The sequence below is a fragment of the Streptomyces sp. NPDC052064 genome (assembly GCF_055585925.1).
The window spans coordinates 36422-54302 of sequence record NZ_JBVJJE010000004.1 but is presented as its reverse complement, the minus strand read 5'-3'; the positions used below and the strand labels follow the sequence as shown (position 1 = coordinate 54302).

At 69.6% G+C, this 17881-nt stretch carries 17 protein-coding genes; 5 read left to right on the top strand and 12 right to left on the bottom strand.

What is annotated here, in order from left to right; all coding sequences use genetic code 11:
• Window positions 1-4 precede the first annotated feature (4 nt).
• The 5 genes from fabF to fasR form a co-directional block, all read right to left on the bottom strand.
• Complete coding sequence (gene fabF, locus ACZ6TU_RS11520) at window positions 5-1276, bottom strand: beta-ketoacyl-ACP synthase II (protein ID WP_467668960.1); 1272 nt, start codon at window positions 1274-1276, stop codon at window positions 5-7.
• Window positions 1277-1362: 86 nt separating this feature from the next.
• Window positions 1363-1611 (bottom strand): acyl carrier protein, encoded by a 249-nt coding sequence (locus ACZ6TU_RS11515; protein ID WP_003989952.1) that lies wholly within the window; start codon window positions 1609-1611, stop codon window positions 1363-1365.
• 81 nt (window positions 1612-1692) lie between these two features.
• Window positions 1693-2694, bottom strand: coding sequence for a beta-ketoacyl-ACP synthase 3 (locus tag ACZ6TU_RS11510; RefSeq protein WP_469547898.1), 1002 nt, complete (start codon window positions 2692-2694; stop codon window positions 1693-1695).
• Window positions 2695-2710: 16 nt separating this feature from the next.
• Entirely contained in the window at window positions 2711-3646 is a 936-nt protein-coding gene (locus ACZ6TU_RS11505; protein ID WP_467668964.1) for an ACP S-malonyltransferase, read from the bottom strand.
• 89 nt (window positions 3647-3735) lie between these two features.
• Window positions 3736-4941 (bottom strand): fatty acid biosynthesis transcriptional regulator FasR, encoded by a 1206-nt coding sequence (gene fasR / locus ACZ6TU_RS11500; protein WP_467668966.1) that lies wholly within the window; start codon window positions 4939-4941, stop codon window positions 3736-3738.
• A gap of 62 nt (window positions 4942-5003) precedes the next feature.
• Here fasR and ACZ6TU_RS11495 point away from each other — a divergent pair, with 62 nt between their 5' ends.
• Entirely contained in the window at window positions 5004-5654 is a 651-nt protein-coding gene (locus ACZ6TU_RS11495; protein ID WP_467669105.1) for a pirin family protein, read from the top strand.
• A gap of 28 nt (window positions 5655-5682) precedes the next feature.
• On the opposite strand, the gene ACZ6TU_RS11490 is transcribed toward ACZ6TU_RS11495, so the two are convergent.
• Both ACZ6TU_RS11490 and ACZ6TU_RS11485 read right to left on the bottom strand, forming a co-directional pair.
• The gene (locus ACZ6TU_RS11490; protein WP_467668968.1) at window positions 5683-6498 is read right to left on the bottom strand and encodes a serine hydrolase domain-containing protein; all 816 of its coding nucleotides are present in this window, start codon (window positions 6496-6498) and stop codon (window positions 5683-5685) included.
• Between the two features lie 18 nt (window positions 6499-6516).
• Window positions 6517-6984 carry a GNAT family N-acetyltransferase gene (locus ACZ6TU_RS11485; protein ID WP_467668970.1) on the bottom strand — a complete coding sequence of 156 codons (468 nt, stop codon included), beginning with the start codon at window positions 6982-6984 and terminating at the stop codon, window positions 6517-6519.
• A 98-nt stretch (window positions 6985-7082) separates the two neighbouring features.
• Here ACZ6TU_RS11485 and ACZ6TU_RS11480 point away from each other — a divergent pair, with 98 nt between their 5' ends.
• Both ACZ6TU_RS11480 and ACZ6TU_RS11475 read left to right on the top strand, forming a co-directional pair.
• Entirely contained in the window at window positions 7083-7547 is a 465-nt protein-coding gene (locus ACZ6TU_RS11480; RefSeq protein WP_436728784.1) for a MerR family transcriptional regulator, read from the top strand.
• Window positions 7544-8557 carry an aldo/keto reductase gene (locus tag ACZ6TU_RS11475; protein ID WP_467668973.1) on the top strand — a complete coding sequence of 338 codons (1014 nt, stop codon included), beginning with the start codon at window positions 7544-7546 and terminating at the stop codon, window positions 8555-8557. The genes ACZ6TU_RS11480 and ACZ6TU_RS11475 overlap by 4 nt, the downstream gene beginning before the upstream one ends.
• Before the next feature lie 103 nt (window positions 8558-8660).
• Here ACZ6TU_RS11475 and ACZ6TU_RS11470 read toward each other — a convergent pair whose 3' ends face one another.
• The 3 genes from ACZ6TU_RS11470 to ACZ6TU_RS11460 form a co-directional block, all read right to left on the bottom strand.
• Complete coding sequence (locus ACZ6TU_RS11470) at window positions 8661-9518, bottom strand: DUF4429 domain-containing protein (protein WP_467669107.1); 858 nt, start codon at window positions 9516-9518, stop codon at window positions 8661-8663.
• A 66-nt stretch (window positions 9519-9584) separates the two neighbouring features.
• Complete coding sequence (locus ACZ6TU_RS11465; RefSeq protein ID WP_469547895.1) at window positions 9585-10793, bottom strand: alpha/beta hydrolase; 1209 nt, start codon at window positions 10791-10793, stop codon at window positions 9585-9587.
• Window positions 10794-10866: 73 nt separating this feature from the next.
• The gene (locus tag ACZ6TU_RS11460) at window positions 10867-11499 is read right to left on the bottom strand and encodes a TetR family transcriptional regulator (protein WP_469547894.1); all 633 of its coding nucleotides are present in this window, start codon (window positions 11497-11499) and stop codon (window positions 10867-10869) included.
• Window positions 11500-11614: 115 nt separating this feature from the next.
• Here ACZ6TU_RS11460 and ACZ6TU_RS11455 point away from each other — a divergent pair, with 115 nt between their 5' ends.
• Together ACZ6TU_RS11455 and ACZ6TU_RS11450 are read left to right on the top strand one after the other, a co-directional pair.
• On the top strand, window positions 11615-13240 hold the full coding sequence (locus ACZ6TU_RS11455) for an MFS transporter (RefSeq protein WP_469547892.1): 1626 nt from the start codon (window positions 11615-11617) through the stop codon (window positions 13238-13240).
• 234 nt (window positions 13241-13474) lie between these two features.
• Entirely contained in the window at window positions 13475-13786 is a 312-nt protein-coding gene (locus ACZ6TU_RS11450; RefSeq protein ID WP_469547890.1) for a small hydrophobic protein, read from the top strand.
• Between the two features lie 255 nt (window positions 13787-14041).
• On the opposite strand, the gene ACZ6TU_RS11445 is transcribed toward ACZ6TU_RS11450, so the two are convergent.
• Both ACZ6TU_RS11445 and aceE read right to left on the bottom strand, forming a co-directional pair.
• A complete protein-coding gene (locus tag ACZ6TU_RS11445; protein WP_467668982.1) occupies window positions 14042-14776 on the bottom strand; it encodes a potassium channel family protein in 735 nt (244 codons plus the stop codon).
• Between the two features lie 80 nt (window positions 14777-14856).
• Window positions 14857-17604 (bottom strand): pyruvate dehydrogenase (acetyl-transferring), homodimeric type, encoded by a 2748-nt coding sequence (aceE, locus tag ACZ6TU_RS11440; protein WP_467668984.1) that lies wholly within the window; start codon window positions 17602-17604, stop codon window positions 14857-14859.
• Window positions 17605-17881: the final 277 nt, after the last annotated feature.

The window sequence follows — 17881 nt, the reverse complement described above, 5'->3', positions numbered from 1 at the left end:
CTTCTCAAATCGTCCGGAACGCCAGCACCACGTTGTGCCCACCGAAGCCGAACGAGTCGTTCAACGCGGCGATACGCCCGTCGACCGGCAGCTTCCGGGCCTCACCACGCACCACATCCGCGTTCGCCTCGGCCTCGGGGTCGAGGTTGTCCACGTTGATCGTCGGCGGAGCCACCCGGTGGTACAGCGCGAGCACGGTCGCCACCGTCTCCACACCACCCGCACCACCCAGCAGATGCCCGGTCATCGACTTCGTCGCGGACACCGCGAAGTGGTCGGTGTCGTCACCGAACACCTTCCGCAGCGCCTTCAACTCGGCGATGTCACCGGCCGGCGTCGACGTCGCGTGCGCGTTGACGTGCACGATTTCCGCCGGGTCCAGGTCGGTGCGCTCCAGCAGGTGCTGCAGGGCGTGCGAGATGCCCCGCCCCTCCGGCTCCGGCTGCACGATGTCGTGGCTGTCGGCGGAGATGCCCTGCCCGACGGCCTCGGCGTACACCCGGGCACCGCGCTTGGCGGCGTGCTCGGCGGACTCCAGGACGACGACACCGGCGCCCTCGCCGAGGACGAAGCCGTCACGGGCCACGTCGTAGGGACGCGACGCACCCTGCGGGTCGTCGTTGTTCTTGGACATCGCCATCATGTTGCCGAACGCGGCGATGGGCAGCGGGTGGATCGCCGCCTCCGTACCACCCGCGACGACGATGTCGGCACGGCCGGTGCGGATCATCTCGATGGCGTAGCCGATGGCCTCGGCGCCCGAGGCGCAGGCGGAGACCGGGGTGTGCACGCCTGCCCGGGCACCCACGGCCAACCCCACGTTGGCCGACGGGCCGTTGGGCATCAGCATGGGCACGGTGTGCGGGGAGACGCGGCGGACGCCCTTCTCCTTGAGCACGTCGTACTGGTCGAGCAGCGTCGTCACGCCGCCGATGCCGGAGGCGATGACCGCGCCGAGCCGGTCCGGGTCGACGGCCGGGTCCTCGCCGGCCTTCGCCTCGAAACCGGCGTCCGCCCAGGCCTCCTTGGCCGCGACCAGCGCGAACTGCGCAGAGCGGTCCAGTCGGCGGGCCTGCGGCCGGGGGATGACCTCGGTCGGCTCCACGGCGACCGAGGCAGCGATCCGGACCGCCTGCTCGGCGGCCCATTCCTGCTCCAGTGGCTTGACGCCGGAACGTCCGGCGATCAGGCCCTCCCAAGTAGAGGCTACGTCGCCACCCAGCGGTGTGGTTGCGCCGATACCGGTGACGACCACGGTGCGATTGGTCGAGCTCACGGGAATTCTTTCTCCAACGGATACGAGGATTAAGCGGCGCCACCGCCGGGTGGCGGGGCAGTCAGCCCAAAGGCCTGATCGGTCGATCAGCCCTGGTGCTTGAGGATGTAGTCGGTCGCGTCGCCGACGGTCTTGAGGTTCTTGACGTCCTCGTCCGGGATCTTGACGTCGAAGCGCTCTTCGGCGGCGACGACGACCTCGACCATGGACAGCGAGTCGACGTCCAGGTCGTCGGTGAAGGACTTGTCCAGCTGGACGTCCTCAACCGGGATGCCGGCGATCTCGTTCACGATCTCGGCGAGACCGGCGACGATCTCTTCCTGAGTGGCGGCCATGTCGGCGCTCCTTCGTAGATGTTCCAGAGGGTGTGGCAGGTGTTTCTCCTGTGCCGGATCGCATGATCCGGCACAGAGTGCCTAGGGGAGGGTAACGACAGTCGCGGCGTAGACGAGACCCGCCCCGAAGCCGATGACGAGCGCGGTGTCGCCGCTCTTCGCCTCGCCGGTCGCCAGGAGCCGCTCCATCGCGAGCGGGATCGAGGCGGCCGAGGTGTTGCCGGTGGTGCGGATGTCACGGGCGACCGTGACGTGCTCCGGCAGTTTCAGCGTCTTCACCATCGAGTCGATGATCCGCACGTTGGCCTGGTGCGGGATGAAGACATCCAGGTCGTCCACGGTGATCCCGGCCGCGTCCAGCGCCTGCTGGGCGACCTTCGCCATCTCGAACACGGCCCAGCGGAACACCGCCTGGCCTTCCTGGGTGATCGCGGGGAACTTCTCGACCGTGCCGTCGCGGTAGTCCGTCCACGGCACGGTCTGCTTGATGGTGTCGGACTTGTCGCCCTCCGAACCCCAGACCGTGGGGCCGATCGCGGGCTCCTGGGACGGGCCGACCACGACCGCGCCGGCACCGTCGCCGAACAGGAAGGCCGTCGCCCGGTCCTCCAGGTCGGTCAGGTCGCTCAGCCGCTCGACGCCGATCACCAGGACGTACTCCGCCGAGCCCTCGACGATCATGCCCTTGGCGAGCGTGAGGGCGTAGCCGAAGCCGGCGCAGCCCGCCGAGATGTCGAAGGCGGCGGCCTTGTCGGTGCCCAGCTTGTCGGCGATCTCGGTGGCGACTGCCGGGGTCTGCTTGAAGTGCGAGACAGTCGAGACGATCACGCCGCCGATCTGCTCGACGGAGATGCCCGCGTCCGCGACGGCCTTCCCGGAGGCCTCCAGCGACATCGCGGCGACGGTCTCCTCGTCGGAGGCCCAGTGCCGCGTCTCGATGCCGGAGCGCGAGCGGATCCACTCGTCGGACGACTCGATCGTCTCCAGGATCACCTCGTTCGGCACGACCCGGGTCGGGCGGTAGCCGCCGACACCGAGGATGCGCGCGTACGGGGCGCCCTTGCTGGGTTTGATCTTCGCCATGCTCTCGGGCTCCTTGTCAGGCACTGTGCTCGACGATGAGCTCGCGAGCCGCGTCGAGGTCGGCGGGGGACTTCAGAGCCAGCGTCTTCACACCGGGCAGGGCACGCTTGGCCAGGCCGGTGAGGGTCCCGCCGGGGCACACCTCGATCAGGGCCGTGACGCCGAGTTCCTTGAAGGTCTCCATGCACAGGTCCCACCGGACCGGGTTGGCGACCTGGCCGACCAGACGGTTGAGCACCTCGGTGCCGGTGGCGACGGTCTGCCCGTCCTTGTTCGACACGTAGGTGATGTTCGGGTCACCGGTGCCCCGGGCCTCGGCGGCGGCCTTCGCCAGCGTCTCGACCGCGGGGGCCATGTGGTGGGTGTGGAAGGCACCGGCCACCTTCAGCGCGACGACCTTGCGCACGCCCTCGGGCTTGTCCGCCTCCAGAGCGGCGAGCTGCTCCTTGGTGCCGGCCGCGACGATCTGCCCCGCGCCGTTGATGTTCGCCGGGGTCAGGCCCAGCTTCTCCAGGTGCGGAACCGTCACTTCGGGGTCGCCGCCGAGGAGGGCGGCCATGCCGGTCTCGGTGACGGCGGCGGCCTCGGCCATGGCGAGCCCGCGGGTGCGGACCAGACGGAGGGCCTCCTCGTGGGGGAGGACCCCGGCGATCGAGGCGGCGGTGAACTCGCCGACGCTGTGCCCGGCGATGGCGCCGATCTTCCGCCGGCCGTCGACCGGGTCATCGAACAGCATGGCCGCGGACGCCATGCCGGCCGCGACCAGCAGCGGCTGCGCCACCGCGGTGTCGCGGATCTCCTCCGCGTCTGCCTCGGTGCCGTAACGGATCAGGTCGAGTCCCACGGCGTCGGACCAGGCCTCGAGGGCACCGCGGACACCGGGGAAGTCGAGCCATGCAGTCAGGAAGCCGGGCGTCTGGGCGCCCTGGCCGGGAGCGACGAGTACGAGCACTCTCACACTCTCTCTTGGGTACGGGCACGGCCGCCCGTGAGGACAGGGACGAAGAACACGAGGGGGTTTTGTCGAGCTTCCACAAAACCTTAGGGCTGGAGATCTCCATCGACCAGACGCCCCAGGATCAGCGCGATCCGCAGCGTGAAGGCAGAGCGTACATCGGAGGGTGACCAGCCGGTGACGTCAGTCACACGTCGAAGCCGGTAGCGGACGGTGTTGGGATGGACGAAAAGCATCCGGGCGGCGCCTTCGAGACTGCTCGCCTGTTCGAGATAGACGCTGAGGGTCTCCAGGAGCGCGGCCCCGGCCTCCTCCAACGGTCTGTAGATCTCCTCCACCAGTTGCTCACGGGCCGAGGGGTCGCCTGCCATCGCCCGCTCCGGCAGCAGGTCGTCCGCCAGCACCGGACGCGGGGCGTCCTGCCAGGCGGAACACGCCTTCAGCCCCGCCGCGGCGGCCTGCGCGGACCGGGTCGCGGCCTGCAGATCCGGCACCACCGGGCCCGCCACGACCGGCCCGGCCGCGAAGGGGCCGATGAGCGACTTGGCGACGGCCAGCGGGTTGTCGCTGCCGCCCGCGATGACGACCAGCCGCTCGCCGAGCACCCCGGTGAGCACCTGGAGCTTGGCGTGCCGGGCCGCGCGCCGTATGGCCTCGACGGTCAACTCGCTGTCCCCGTCGGGCGCCGTCCCGAGCACCACGCACACATGCTCGGGCGAGTTCCACCCGAGGGCGGCGGCCCGCGACACGGCACCCTCGTCGGCCTCACCGCTGAGCACGGCGTTCACGACCAGGGACTCGAGCCGGGCGTCCCAGGCACCGCGCGCCTCGGCGGCCTGCGCGTACACCTGGGCGGTGGCGAAGGCGATCTCCCGGGCGTACACGAGCAGGGCCTCGCGCAGCACGTTCTCGTCGCCCGGTGCCGCGACCTCGTCGATCGCGCTCTCCATGACCTCGATGGTGGTGCGCACCATCTCCACGGTCTGCCGCAGCGTGATCGCCCGGGTCAGCTCTCGTGGCGCGGTTCCGAACACGTCGGTGGAGATGGCCTGCGGGGCGTCCGGATGGCGGAACCACTCGGTGAAGGCGGCGATACCCGCCTGCGCGACCAGACCGATCCAGGAACGGTTCTCAGGGGGCATGGCCCGGTACCAGGGCAGCGTCTCGTCCATCCGCGCGATGGCCTGCGCGGCGAGCGATCCGGACGACTTCTCCAGCCGCTTCAGCGTGGCGGCATGCGGGTGGACGTCGTGGGCTGCGGCTTCGTTCTTGCCGGTTTCGGGTTCGGGCACGGGGACAAGACTGCCTTATCCGGACGGGAAGGTGCGTCGCCGGGTCTACGGTGGACTCCGTGATGGACATTCGGCGCGCTGATCAGCGCTACCAGGGCGGTGACCCGGCGGCCGGAATCGAGAGCCGGCACGCCTTCTCCTTCGGCCCCCACTACGACCCGGACAACCTCCGTTTCGGCTCGGTGATCGCCTGCAACGAGGAGCACTTGGCGCCCGGCGCCGGCTTCGACGAGCATCCGCACAGCCACACCGAGATCGTGACGTGGGTGGTGGAGGGCGAGCTGACGCACCGGGACTCCACCGGGCACGAGTCGGTGGTGCGCCATGGAGACGTGCAGCGGCTGAGCTCGGCGGGCGGGGTGCGCCACGTGGAGCGCAACGACGGCCCCGGTCCACTCACCTTCGTCCAGATGTGGCTGGCCCCGCTCCGACCTGGCGGCGACCCGTACTACGAGGTCGTCCACGGCATCGCCGACTCGACGCCCTACGCCGTCCCGGAGGCCGGAGCGATGCTGCACGTCCGGCGCCTGGTGGTGGGGGAGCGGACGGCCGTACCGGACGCGGCGTTCGCGTACGTGCACGTCGTGCGCGGTGATGTACGCCTGGACGGCGAGACGCTGGGCGCCGGCGACGCGGCCCGGATCACCGACGCCAAGGGCCTGGAGGCCGAGGGCGTGACCGACGCCGAGTTGCTGGTCTGGGAGATGTCCTAGACGCCGAGTCGCTGGTCCGGGAGATGTCCTAGAGGTCGGCCAGTACCGCGTCCGTGAACGCCGGCCACGCCTCGATCGCCCACGGCCCGAACGCCCGGTCCGTCAGCGCGACACACGCGGCCCGCGCGTCGGGGTCGATCCACAGGAACGTTCCGGACTGCCCGAAGTGCCCGAACGTGCGCGGCGAGGACGAGGAGCCCGTCCAGTGCGGGGACTTGGAGTCGCGGATCTCGAAGCCGAGCCCCCAGTCGTTGGGGTTCTGGTGCCCGTACCCCGGCAGGACGCCCTTCGTACCCGGGTAGTGCACGGTCATCGCCTCGGCGACCGTACGGGGGTCCAGCAGCCGCGGGGCCTGCACTTCTGCCGCGAACCGCAGCAGGTCCTCGACCGTGGACACGCCGTCCTTGGCGGGAGAGCCGTCCAGGGTCGTCGAGGCCATGCCCAGCGGCTCCAGCACGGCCTGCCGCAGGTACTCCGCGAACGGGATGTCGGTCGCCGTCGCGACATGGTCGCCGAGCTGCTCGAAGCCGGCGTTGGAGTACAGCCGCCGTTCCCCGGGCGGGGCGGTGACCTTGTGCTCGTCGAAGGCGAGGCCCGAGGTGTGCGCGAGCAGGTGCCGGACCGTCGAGCCGGCCGGACCGGCGGGCTCGTCGAGTTCGACGGCCCCCTCCTCGTACGCGACGAGGACCGCGTAGGCGGCGAGCGGCTTGGTCACCGACGCGAGCGGGAACCGCTGTCCGGCCGGTCCGTGGGTGCCGAGGACGGTGCCGTCCGCCCGTACGGCACCCGCCGCGGCGGTGGGAACTGGCCAGTTCTCGATCAGCGCGAGGCTCTTCAGCGACATGCGTTCGAGCCTATGCGCTCAGAGCGTCAGCTCCAGCAAGGGGTCGGGCTTGGGGCGGAAGCCGAGGGAGACGTACAGCGGCTGGGCCTCCGGGGAGGCGGTGAGCTGCACGCGCCGGGCGCCGCGCTCGCGGAACCACTCCAGCAGCGTGGTCATGCACGCGCGCGCGTACCCACGGCGTCGGGCGGACGGGTCGGTGGCGACACTGAAGACGAAGCCCACCATGCCCCGCGGATCGCCCGGCTTGCCGATGCGGTAGTCGATCGTCCCGGCCACCAGCGAGGCCAGCGTCCCCGGCCGTTCGGGGTGATCCACCACGAACGCCGTGAAGTCCCCGTCCGATGCGCCCAGTTTGGCCCTCAGTGTGGGGAGCGACTCCCCGTGCCAGACGGCGGAGGGGTCACCGAACAACGAGTCGATCATGATCTGGCGCAGGCGGAGGACTTCCTCGGCGTCCTCGGGCAGGGCGCGGCGTACGGCACTCATGACGCCCTACGCTAACCAGCCGGATCAAGAACCGTCCTGCCGATTCCTTACCGTCCGCGCTTGCTTGGAGTGCACTCCAAGGTTCTAGCGTTGGGGTCATGACGGTGATGGAGACCACGGGCACCAGGACCGACAGCTGCGCCGGCCCGCCCCAGCAGAACCGGCGTCCGGACGGCGAGGACCGCTACACGATCAGCGAGGTCGTCGCCCTGACGGGCCTGACGGCGCACACCCTGCGCTGGTACGAGCGCATCGGCCTGATGCCGCACATCGACCGGTCCCACACCGGCCAGCGACGCTACACCAACCGCGACCTCGACTGGCTCGACCTCGTGGGCAAGCTCCGCCTGACGGGCATGCCGGTCGCCGACATGGTCCGGTACGCGGAACTGGTGCGTGAGGGCGATCACACCTACAGCGAGCGCTTCGAGCTGTTGAAGACGACCCGCGAGGACGTGCTGGCCAGGATCGACGAACTCCGGGGCACGCTCGCCGTGCTCGACCGGAAAATCAGTTTCTACGCGGACGCCGGGCGTGCCCTGGCGTCGGAGAGGTCCCGATGACGGACGGCAGGATCACGACGGCGAAGCTCGGCGACCACGGTCCCGAGGTGGGCGTCCAGGGCCTCGGCTGCATGGGCATGAGCTTCGGCTACGGCCCCTCGGACGCGGACGCGTCCCGAACCACCCTTGAACGAGCGCTCGAACTGGGCGTCACCTTCTACGACACGGCCGACGCGTACGGCGCCGGCGAGAACGAGCGGTTCCTTTCGCCGTTCTTCAAGGCACACCGCGACGAGGTCGTCATCGCGACCAAGTTCGCCCTGTCGATCCCCCCGGACGACCCGACGCGACGCGTCATCCGCAACGACCCGCCCTACATCCGCCAGGCCGTCGAGGCGAGCCTGAAGCGCCTCGACGTCGACGTCATCGACCTCTACTACATGCACCGGCGCGATGTGAACGTGCCGATCGAGGAGAGCGTCGGCACCATGGCCGACCTGGTCCGCGAGGGCAAGGTCAAGCACCTGGGCCTGAGCGAGGTGACGGCGGACGAACTCCGCGCCGCCCACGCGGTGCACCCGATCGCGGCCGTGCAGTCGGAGTGGTCGCTGTTCAGCCGTGACATCGAGCCGAAGGTCGTCCCCGCGGCCCGTGACCTGGGCGTGGCCCTGGTCCCCTACTCCCCGCTCGGCCGCGGCTTCCTCACGGGCTCCTTCGCCAAGGCCGAGGACCTGTCCTCCGACGACTTCCGCCGCCAGCAGCCCCGCTTCACCGGCGAGAACGCGACGTCGAACGCGGCCTTGCTGGAACTGATCCGCTCGGTGGCCAAGGCCCACGACGCCTCCCTCGGCCAAATCGCCCTGGCCTGGGCCCACCAGCAGGCGACGGTCCACGACCTCCCGGTCATCCCGATCCCGGGCACCCGCAAGCCGTCCAGGGTGGAGGAGAACACGGCGGCGACCAGGATCGTCCTGACGGACGAGCAACTGGATCTGCTGGACGGCATCGCGGCCCAGGTGGCGGGCAACCGCTACGCGGACATGGCGTTCACTTCGGCGGGCAGGGAGTAGAGGTTTTTGGGGGCGCGGGGCAGTGACGATCTGCGGCTCCGCCGCGTGTGCGCGAACAACCACGCACAACCCGCGCCCGCCCACTCACGGAACCCGGCGTAAGCTACAGCTCCGCCAGCAACTCCGCCTTCTTCACCGAGAACTCCTCGTCGGTCACCAATCCAGCCTGATGCAGTTCCCCAAGGTGCCGAATCCGCTCGGCGATATCCGCAGGATCCCGGCGCGGCCCAGCCGCGGACACGGCAGCCACCGGACTCGACGCCCGCACCGCCGCCAACACCGCCGCAGCGAACGGCAGTGACTCGTGCACAGGCCCGTACCCCAGCCCGAACACCACCGCGGCGGGATCCTGGTCAGCCTGCGCAGCTGCCCCGGTCTCGTCGCGCCGCAACAACCGCAGATGCCCCTCGAAGACCTCGGGCGACCGCCACTCCACTCCGTTCAGTTCCCCGACGGAGAAGCTCTGGTCCCCGGCCTTCCACTTCGCCGACGACGCCCCCGTCCAGAACCACCGGAAGTTCACGGTCCGCCCGTCGAACGAGGCCTTCCCGTCGTACGCCTTGAACGACAACGGCCCCTCGGGCGGCTCCACGAGGAACCGCTCGGCCGGCCCGGACTCCGTCAGCAGGGCTTGCAGCTCCTCGGCGTAGTACTCCGCGAGGACCTCCCGCTCGGCGGGAAGCACCAGCCGGTAGGGATCGCCGTTGTCCTTGAGCTGCCCGGCGGCCGCCTCCATCAACGGGTCCGCACCGGGCCGCGGCTCGACGCGCAGCACCACCGTGCCGCGTTTCCCGCGTGTCAGTGTCACCCCGGCGATCGCCTCCAGAGGCACACGACGTTCCCCCAGCGCCTGGAAGAGCTTGGGTGTTCGTATCCCCCGCTCGTAACGGATGAGCATGGAGTCGGACTCGAACTCCCAGGCGGCATGAATTCCGGCCAGTACGTCACCCATGCGGCTCATCGTATGCGGCACGCGCTCCTCCGTCCCCCTCCCGAGCAGACCGCAGTTCCTTCGCCTCTACGCGCGTCAGGCCGCCGCCGTGCCGGACAAACCGGTCCGGCAGACGCCGTCTTCGTGCGCGCAGTGCACCGAGCGGTATGCGCCAACGCCGATCTCTGCGAAATTCATCAGACTTGCCGTGCCCGGCTCGAAGTAGCCGGCGTGACCCTTCGCACCCTGCGCCGACAGCACCCGCGCACCGAACCCGATGGACACCGGGTCGGCCCCGTGACCCAGCCCGCCGACCTCCAGGTACGGCACGTCCTGGATCCAGTCGTCGGCGTCCCGCATCGCCCACACCCGGGCGGTGGTGTGCAGTTGGGCGGCCTTCTCGACGCGCATGCCGGGGCTGCCGGCCACCGCGATGTCGGACACCCGGTCCGGCAGCGAGTGAGCGGCGACCCCGCACACCACGGAGCCGTAGCTGTGGCAGAACAGCGAGACCGGAGAGCTGCCCGGCAGCGCCCGCACCAACGCGTTCAGCCGTACGGCTCCCTCCTCGGCGCGCATCGCCGTGGCCGAGTCGATGCCGAGTCCGCTGGGCGCCGTGTAGTCGGCCCAGGCGATCACGGCCGTACGGGTCGAGGGGCTCGCCGTCCGCTCGGCCGCGTACAGGGACTCGGCCATGCCGACGGGCGCCGAGTACTTGCGGCGGGTGCGCTGGAAGGTGAGCAGGTCCGTGTCCACGCCGGGCACGACGACCGAGACCCGGTCCGCCTCGCGCAGGTCGCCGAAGACCTCCGCCACCCGCCCCGAGCCCTCGGGATCGAAGGCGAGGATGTGGCGGCCCTTCTCCGTGAGGTCGTCGAAGCGGTGCATCCGGCGGCTCGCCTCGTGCTTCCCGGCCGCGGTGAGACGGCTGTCGTGCAGGCGTTCCCGCTCGACCTCGCGTGCCTGGCCGAGCGCGATGCGATTGGCGCGGTAGCGCAGTTCGACCGGTGCGCCGTTCATGTTGCCGACCGCGAGCGGGTACTCGCGGACCAGGCTCGCGCGGTCCCGCTCGGTGAGCGAGGAGAAGAAACGGGCCAGCTTCGTCGGCTGTGACTGCGGGTCCGGCAGCCGGTGACCGCCGATGCGCCCGTGCTCCCAGGCGGAGAGCGAGGCTTGGAGCGGTGTGTCGCCCCGTTGGTTGCGCAGGGCGGTCCAGCCGGTGGTCGCCAGCATCACGAACACGACGGCCAGAGCGAGCAGTGCGCGCCAGACGTTCAGCTGCGGGGTGGTGTCGAAGGAAGTCACTGAAAGGACACACTAGGAGAACGAAGGGGTCTCGCGTTAACCAAGTGACCGGGATCACGTTTCGGTGTATGTGCTAAGGGGACTGCTCCGTACGCCAGTTCCCGGCCAGGGCGGGGCCCACCTGATCGAGGTAGGTGGCGGTCAGTTGGCGCATTCCCTCGAGGCTGAGGTCGTCCCCCGCGGACCACAGTCGCTCGGTGACGCGAATCACCCCGCCGAAGAGTGCCACGATGATCCTGGGCCGCGGATCCGCGTCCACGTCGAGGCCCTCTCGCTCGGCGATGATGCGCGCGAGCTCCTCCTCCAGTTCCGCCGCCCGCCGCAGATGGGCGGCGAGCAGTGCGGGAGTCGACTCGATCACCCGGTAGACGCGCATGTGGAGGTCGACCGGCACGATCTCCTCGATCGTCTCGTTGATCGCGTCCCAGCTCTCCAGCAGGGCCCGGCGCAGCGCCTCCAGCGGGGCCTCGCCCGGTGGGCGGGCCCGTACGGCCTCGACGACCTGCGTCTCCGCGAGCCGCGTCACGTAGAACGCCGTCTCCTCCTTGCCGGCGAAGTAGCGGAAGAAGGTGCGCTGCGAGACGTCGACGGCGGCGGCGATGTCGTCGACGGTCGTCTCCTCGTACCCGCGCGTGGCGAACAGTTCCAGGGCGGCCCGCAGCAGCGCGTCCCGGGTGCGCCGTTTCTTGCGTTCGCGCAGGTTCAAGAGGTGCCTTTCTCTGAAGGGTTTGCCCTGTTCAGGCTATAGGGACGGTGTCGTGTCAGTTACCGACTAGTGAATTGGTTTGTCAATTGTCAGTGGCTGTCATTAGCCTCGCGGCATGACTAGTCAGACCACCATCGACACGACGGGGTCGGGGGGCAGGACACCGGCGTCGCCGTCGGGCGCGACGCCGGGCAAGGGGCTGCGAGGGCACCCCTGGCTCACCCTCATCACCGTCGCTGTGGGGGTCATGATGGTGGCCCTCGACGGCACCATCGTGGCCATTGCCAACCCGGCCATACAGAAGGACCTCGGCGCCACGTTCGCCGAGGTCCAGTGGATCACCAACGGGTACTTCCTCGCCCTCGCGGTCTCCCTGATCACCGCGGGCAAGCTCGGTGACCGCTTCGGTCACCGGCAGACCTTCCTCATCGGCGTCGTCGGCTTCGCCGCCGCCTCGGGCGCCATCGGCCTGTCCGACAGCATCGCCTTCGTCGTCGTCTTCCGCGTCCTGCAGGGCCTGTTCGGCGCGCTGCTGATGCCGGCCGCGCTCGGCCTGCTGCGGGCCACCTTCCCGGCCGAGAAGCTCAACATGGCGATCGGCATCTGGGGCATGGTCATCGGCGCGTCCACCGCGGGCGGCCCGATCCTCGGCGGCGTGCTCGTCGAGCACGTCAACTGGCAGTCGGTGTTCTTCATCAACGTGCCGGTCGGTGTCCTCGCCGTCGTCCTCGGCGTCTGGATCCTCCTCGACCACCGCGCCGAGAACGCCCCGCGCTCCTTCGACATCCTGGGCATCGCCCTGCTGTCGACCTCCGTGTTCTGCCTGGTGTGGGCGCTCATCAAGGCCCCGCCGTCCGAGTGGGGCTGGGGCGACGCCAAGACGCTGGCGTTCCTCGGTGCCTCCGTGCTGGGCTTCGCGCTGTTCGCCTTCTGGGAGACGAAGGTGAAGGAGCCGCTGATCCCGCTCGCGCTGTTCCGCTCCGTGGCGCTGTCCGCCGGTGTCGTGCTGATGGTGCTGATGGCCATCGCGTTCATGGGCGGCCTGTTCTTCGTGACCTTCTACCTCCAGAACGTGCACGGCATGAGCCCGATCGACGCGGGTCTGCACCTGCTGCCGCTCACCGGCATGATGATCGTCGGCTCGCCGCTGGCCGGCGCGATGATCACCAAGGTCGGTCCCCGTGTCCCGCTCGCGGGCGGTATGGCGCTCACCGCGATCGCCATGTACGGGATGTCGACCCTGGAGACGGACACCGGCAGCGGCGTCATGTCGCTCTGGTTCGCCCTGCTGGGCCTCGGCCTCGCGCCGGTCATGGTCGGTGCGACCGAAGTCATCGTCGGCAACGCCCCGATGGAGCTGTCGGGCGTGGCGGGCGGTCTCCAGCAGGCCGCCATGCAGATCGGCGGCAGCCTCGGTACGGCCGTGCTGGGCGCGGTGATGGCCTCCAAGGTCAACAGCGATCTCGCGGGCAACTGGACGAAGGCGGGCCTTCCGCCGCTGACGCCGGAGCAGGAGCACCAGGCGTCCGAGGCCGTCCAGGTCGGTGTCCCGCCGGTGGCGCCGGGCACGCCGGACGCGATCGCCGCGAAGATCGCGGGCGTCGCGCACGACACGTTCATCTCCGGCATGAGCGCGGCGTCCCTCGTCGCTGCCGGCGTCGCCGTGGTCGCGGTGCTGGTGGCGTTCCTCACCAAGCGCGGTGAGAACGCGGGCGCCGGCGCGGGCGCGGCGCACATCTGACGGTCTTTCCCGGGTGTTCGCCTATCAGGGTGAACAAGACCGCCGACCCCTCCCCTCCGGCGGGCATCGCAGGTCACAGTGGGTGACGTCCTCCGCAGGGCATGGAGGCTGGACGCTGCGGCGCGCTGCTGGAGGGGGGCAGCGCGCAAGCAGCGGGATTGAGGCCCGTTTTGGGGGTACTCGCCATGTCGTACCCGAACCGAACCCCAACCGATCGAGGGTTTACGGGAGTTGATGATGGCGAGCTTCGGACACGGTACGCGCAGGCACCCCCGCTCACGTGGCCGGACGTGGTCACGGACCGGGCCGGATCGCGCGACGCTCGGAATCATCGGTGTCATCTGCGCGATTGCCGGATTCTTCGTGCTGGGGATCATCCTCGGCCCCGTGGCGATCGTCTGCGGCTGGCTCGCCATGGGCCGCACCTGGTCGGGCTCCCGCCCGGCCACGGCCGTGGTCGCCCTGGTCCTGGGCGCCATCGACACGCTCCTGGCCATCATCTGGCTGGCCGGAGCAACAACTCCGGGCAACGGCATGCTGTTCTGACCCGGGGAACTGAGGGAAGGGCCCCTGGCCACAGGCCGGGGGCCCACCTTTGTGCTCCATCTCAGCTGCGCGCAGGCGCGAACCGCCTCAGCTGCGGGCAAGTCGTGCCTCCCCCCAGCGCCTCAAGGGCCTGGGAGGTGCCCCCAGGGCGGCACGGGTGGGCGCAGGGGGTACCCCCTGCTCGAAGAGCTTGCGGGGAGGCACCCCGCTCCGCCGGGTTGCGCAACGCCCCGAGCTCAGCCGCAGAGGACAGTGCTACTCAGCCGGCGTCCCCTTCAACGCCGCCACCTCCCCCCGCAACGCCCGAACCTCCTCCGTCAGCTCCCGAATCGCCTCCGTCTGCCGCCGCTCCTCCACATCGTCCTTCTCGAACCGCGCGATGAACCACGCCGCGATGTTCGCCGTCACCACACCCAGCAGAGCGATCCCGGACAGCATCAGCCCCACCGCGAGCATCCGCCCCAACCCGGTCGTCGGCGCATGATCCCCGTACCCCACGGTCGTCATCGTCGTGAACGACCACCACACCGCGTCACCCAGCGTCCGGATGTTCCCGTCCGGCGAGCCCCGCTCCACCGACAGCACCGCCAGCGACCCGAACATCAGCAGCCCGACCACCGCCCCGACGACATACGTCGTGAGCCTTATCTGCGAGGCCATTCGCGCCCGCTGCCCGACCAGCAGCAGCGTCGACACCAGCCGCAGCAACCGCAACGGCTGAAGCATCGGCAGCAACACCGCGCCCAGGTCGAGCCAGTGCGTCCGTACGAACACCAGCCGCTGCTCGGCGAGCGCGAGCCGTATGGCGTAGTCGAGCGCGAACGCGCCCCACACCACCCACTCGACGGCCGTGCACACGTCCACCACGCCCCGGCTCGCGTCCGGCCGGACGATCGGCACGGCATAGGCGACGGCGAAAACCAGGGCCAGGCCGAAGAGGGGCCGCTGCGTGTGCTGTTCCCAACGGAGTTGGGCCGACTGCTGTTGCATGGCCGAATCGTAGAAAAGGTGAAGGGGTGGTGTGCCCACGGTGTACCCGTGAGGCTCACCACCCCTTGAGGGCCCGCGCGTTATGCGTCGCCGCCCGCAACCCCCGGGTCGGCCGCCGACACGTCGAGCAGCTGGTACCGGTCGATGGCCTGCTTGAGCACCGACCGGTCGACCTTGCCCTCACGGGCCAGCTCGGTCAGCACTCCCACCACGATCGACTGCGCGTCGATGTGGAAGAAGCGCCGGGCCGCACCCCGCGTGTCGGCGAAGCCGAAGCCGTCCGCGCCGAGCGACTGGTACGTCTGCGGCACCCAGCGCGCGATCTGGTCCGGAACCGATCGCATCCAGTCGGACACGGCCACGACCGGGCCCTGCGCGTCGGCCAGCTTCCGCGTCACGTACGGCACCCGCTGCTCCTCCTCGGGGTGCAGCAGGTTGTGCTCCTCGCAGGCCACGGCCTCGCGCCGCAGCTCGTTCCAGGAGGTCGCCGACCAGACGTCGGCCTTGACGTTCCAGTCCTCCGCGAGGATCTTCTGCGCCTCGACCGCCCACGGCACCGCGACACCCGACGCCATGATCTGCGCCGGGATCGAGCCGGCCGTGCCCTCGCTGAAGCGGTAGACGCCCTTGAGGATGCCCTCGACGTCCACGTTCTCGGGCTCGGCCGGGTGCTGGATCGGCTCGTTGTAGACGGTCAGGTAGTAGAAGACGTCCTCACCGTGCGGGTGCTCCTCGGAGCCGCCGTACATCCGGCGCAGGCCGTCCTTCACGATGTGCGCGATCTCGAAGCCGAACGCCGGGTCGTACGCCACGCAGCCGGGGTTGGTGGAGGCCAGCAGCTGGGAGTGGCCGTCGGCGTGCTGGAGGCCCTCGCCGGTCAGGGTCGTACGGCCGGCGGTCGCGCCCAGGACGAAGCCGCGCGCCAGCTGGTCGGACATCTGCCAGAACTGGTCGCCGGTGCGCTGGAAACCGAACATCGAGTAGAAGACGTAGACCGGGATCAGCGGCTCGCCGTGGGTCGCGTAGGCCGAGCCGGCGGCGATCAGGGACGCCGTGCAGCCCGCCTCCGAGATGCCGTCGTGCAGCATCTGGCCGTTCGGCGACTCCTTGTAGGCGAGCAGCAGGTCACGGTCGACCGACTCGTACTGCTGGCCGAGCGGATTGTAGATCTTCGCGCTCGGGAAGAACGAGTCCATACCGAAGGTGCGGTACTCGTCCGGCGCGATCAGCACGAACCGCTTGCCGATCTCCTTGTCCCGCATGAGGTCCTTGAGCAGGCGTACGAAGGCCATCGTCGTGGCGATCGACTGCTGGCCCGAACCCTTCTTCACGGTCGCGTACGTCTTGTCCTCGGGCAGGGACAGCGGCTTGGACCGTACGACGCGCGTGGGGACGTAACCGCCGAGCGACCTGCGGCGGTCGTGCATGTACTGGATCTCCTCCGAGTCCCCGCCGGGGTGGTAGTACGGCGGCACGCCGGACTCCAGCTCCTTGTCGGAGATCGGCAGGTGGAGACGGTCGCGGAAGCGCTTGAGGTCGTCGACCGTCAGCTTCTTCATCTGGTGCGTGGCGTTGCGGCCCTCGAAGTTCGGGCCCAGCGTCCAGCCCTTGATCGTCTTGGCGAGGATCACCGTCGGCTGGCCCTTGTGCTCCACGGCCGCCTTGTACGCCGCGAAGATCTTCTTGTGGTCGTGACCGCCGCGCCCCAGGTGCAGGATCTGGTCGTCGGTCATGCCCTCGACCATCGCGCGGAGGCGGTGGTCGTCACCGAAGAAGTGATCGCGGATGTACGCGCCGGTCTCCGTGGCGTACGTCTGGAACTGTCCGTCCGGCGTGGTGTTCATCTTGTTGACCAGTACGCCGTCGCGGTCCTGGGCGAGCAGCGGGTCCCAGGTGCGGTCCCAGACCAGCTTGATCACGTTCCAGCCGGCACCGCGGAAGATCGACTCCAGCTCCTGGATGATCTTGCCGTTGCCGCGCACCGGCCCGTCGAGGCGCTGGAGGTTGCAGTTGACCACGAACGTGAGGTTGTCCAGACCCTCGCGGGCGGCGATGGACAGCTGGCCCAGCGACTCCGGCTCGTCCATCTCGCCGTCGCCGAGGAACGCCCACACGTGCGACTTCGAGGTGTCGGCGATCCCGCGCGCGTGCATGTAGCGGTTCATCCGCGCCTGGTAGATCGCGCCGATCGGGCCGAGGCCCATCGACACCGTCGGGAACTCCCAGAAGTCCGGCATGAGGCGGGGGTGCGGGTACGACGACAGGCCGTACGGCGCCTTGGACTTCTCCTGGCGGAAGCCGTCCAGGTGCGGCTCGCTGAGCCGGTCCAGCAGGAAGGCGCGGGCGTAGATGCCCGGCGAGGCGTGCCCCTGGAAGAAGACCTGGTCGCCGCCGTCGCCCTCGTCCTTGCCGCGGAAGAAGTGGTTGAAGCCGACGTCGTAGAGCGAGGCGGAGGACGCGAACGTGGCGATGTGGCCGCCGACGCCGATGCCGGGGCGCTGGGCGCGCGAGACCATCACGGCCGCGTTCCAGCGGGTCGCGTTGAGGATCTTCCGCTCGATCTCCTCGTTGCCCGGGAAGAACGGCTCGCTCTTGGTGGGGATGGTGTTGACGTAGTCCGTGCTGCGCATCTCCGGCACGGCCACGCGCTTCTCGCGGGCCCGCTCGATCAGTCGCAGCATCAGGTAGCGGGCGCGCTCGCGGCCGCGCTCGTCGACGGCGGCGTCGAGGGAGTCGAGCCACTCCTGTGTCTCTTCGGGATCGAAGTCAGGAACCTGACTCGGAAGGCCGCCAATGATGATCGGGTTGCGATCGGATGCGGAAGCCACGCTGTTCCTTACCTGTCAGAGGGCCTGCGAGGGCCGCTGTTTCGCTGTGGTCGCTGGGCGTGTCGCTTTGGCCGCGCCGCTCCCCATGGTCCACCTCGGGGCCGTAAACGTCATCTCTACCCAGCGGTAACCCGGGCGTGGGACCGACTCCGTGACGTATGGGGTGAATACCTTCGAGTCTCGTACCCATAGACGATTCCCAAACGCCCAAACAGGGCAGAAAGGTGTGGTGTGCGTCACCTAGGTCCATGATGGTGTGCCTGGAGTTGCGGTGACA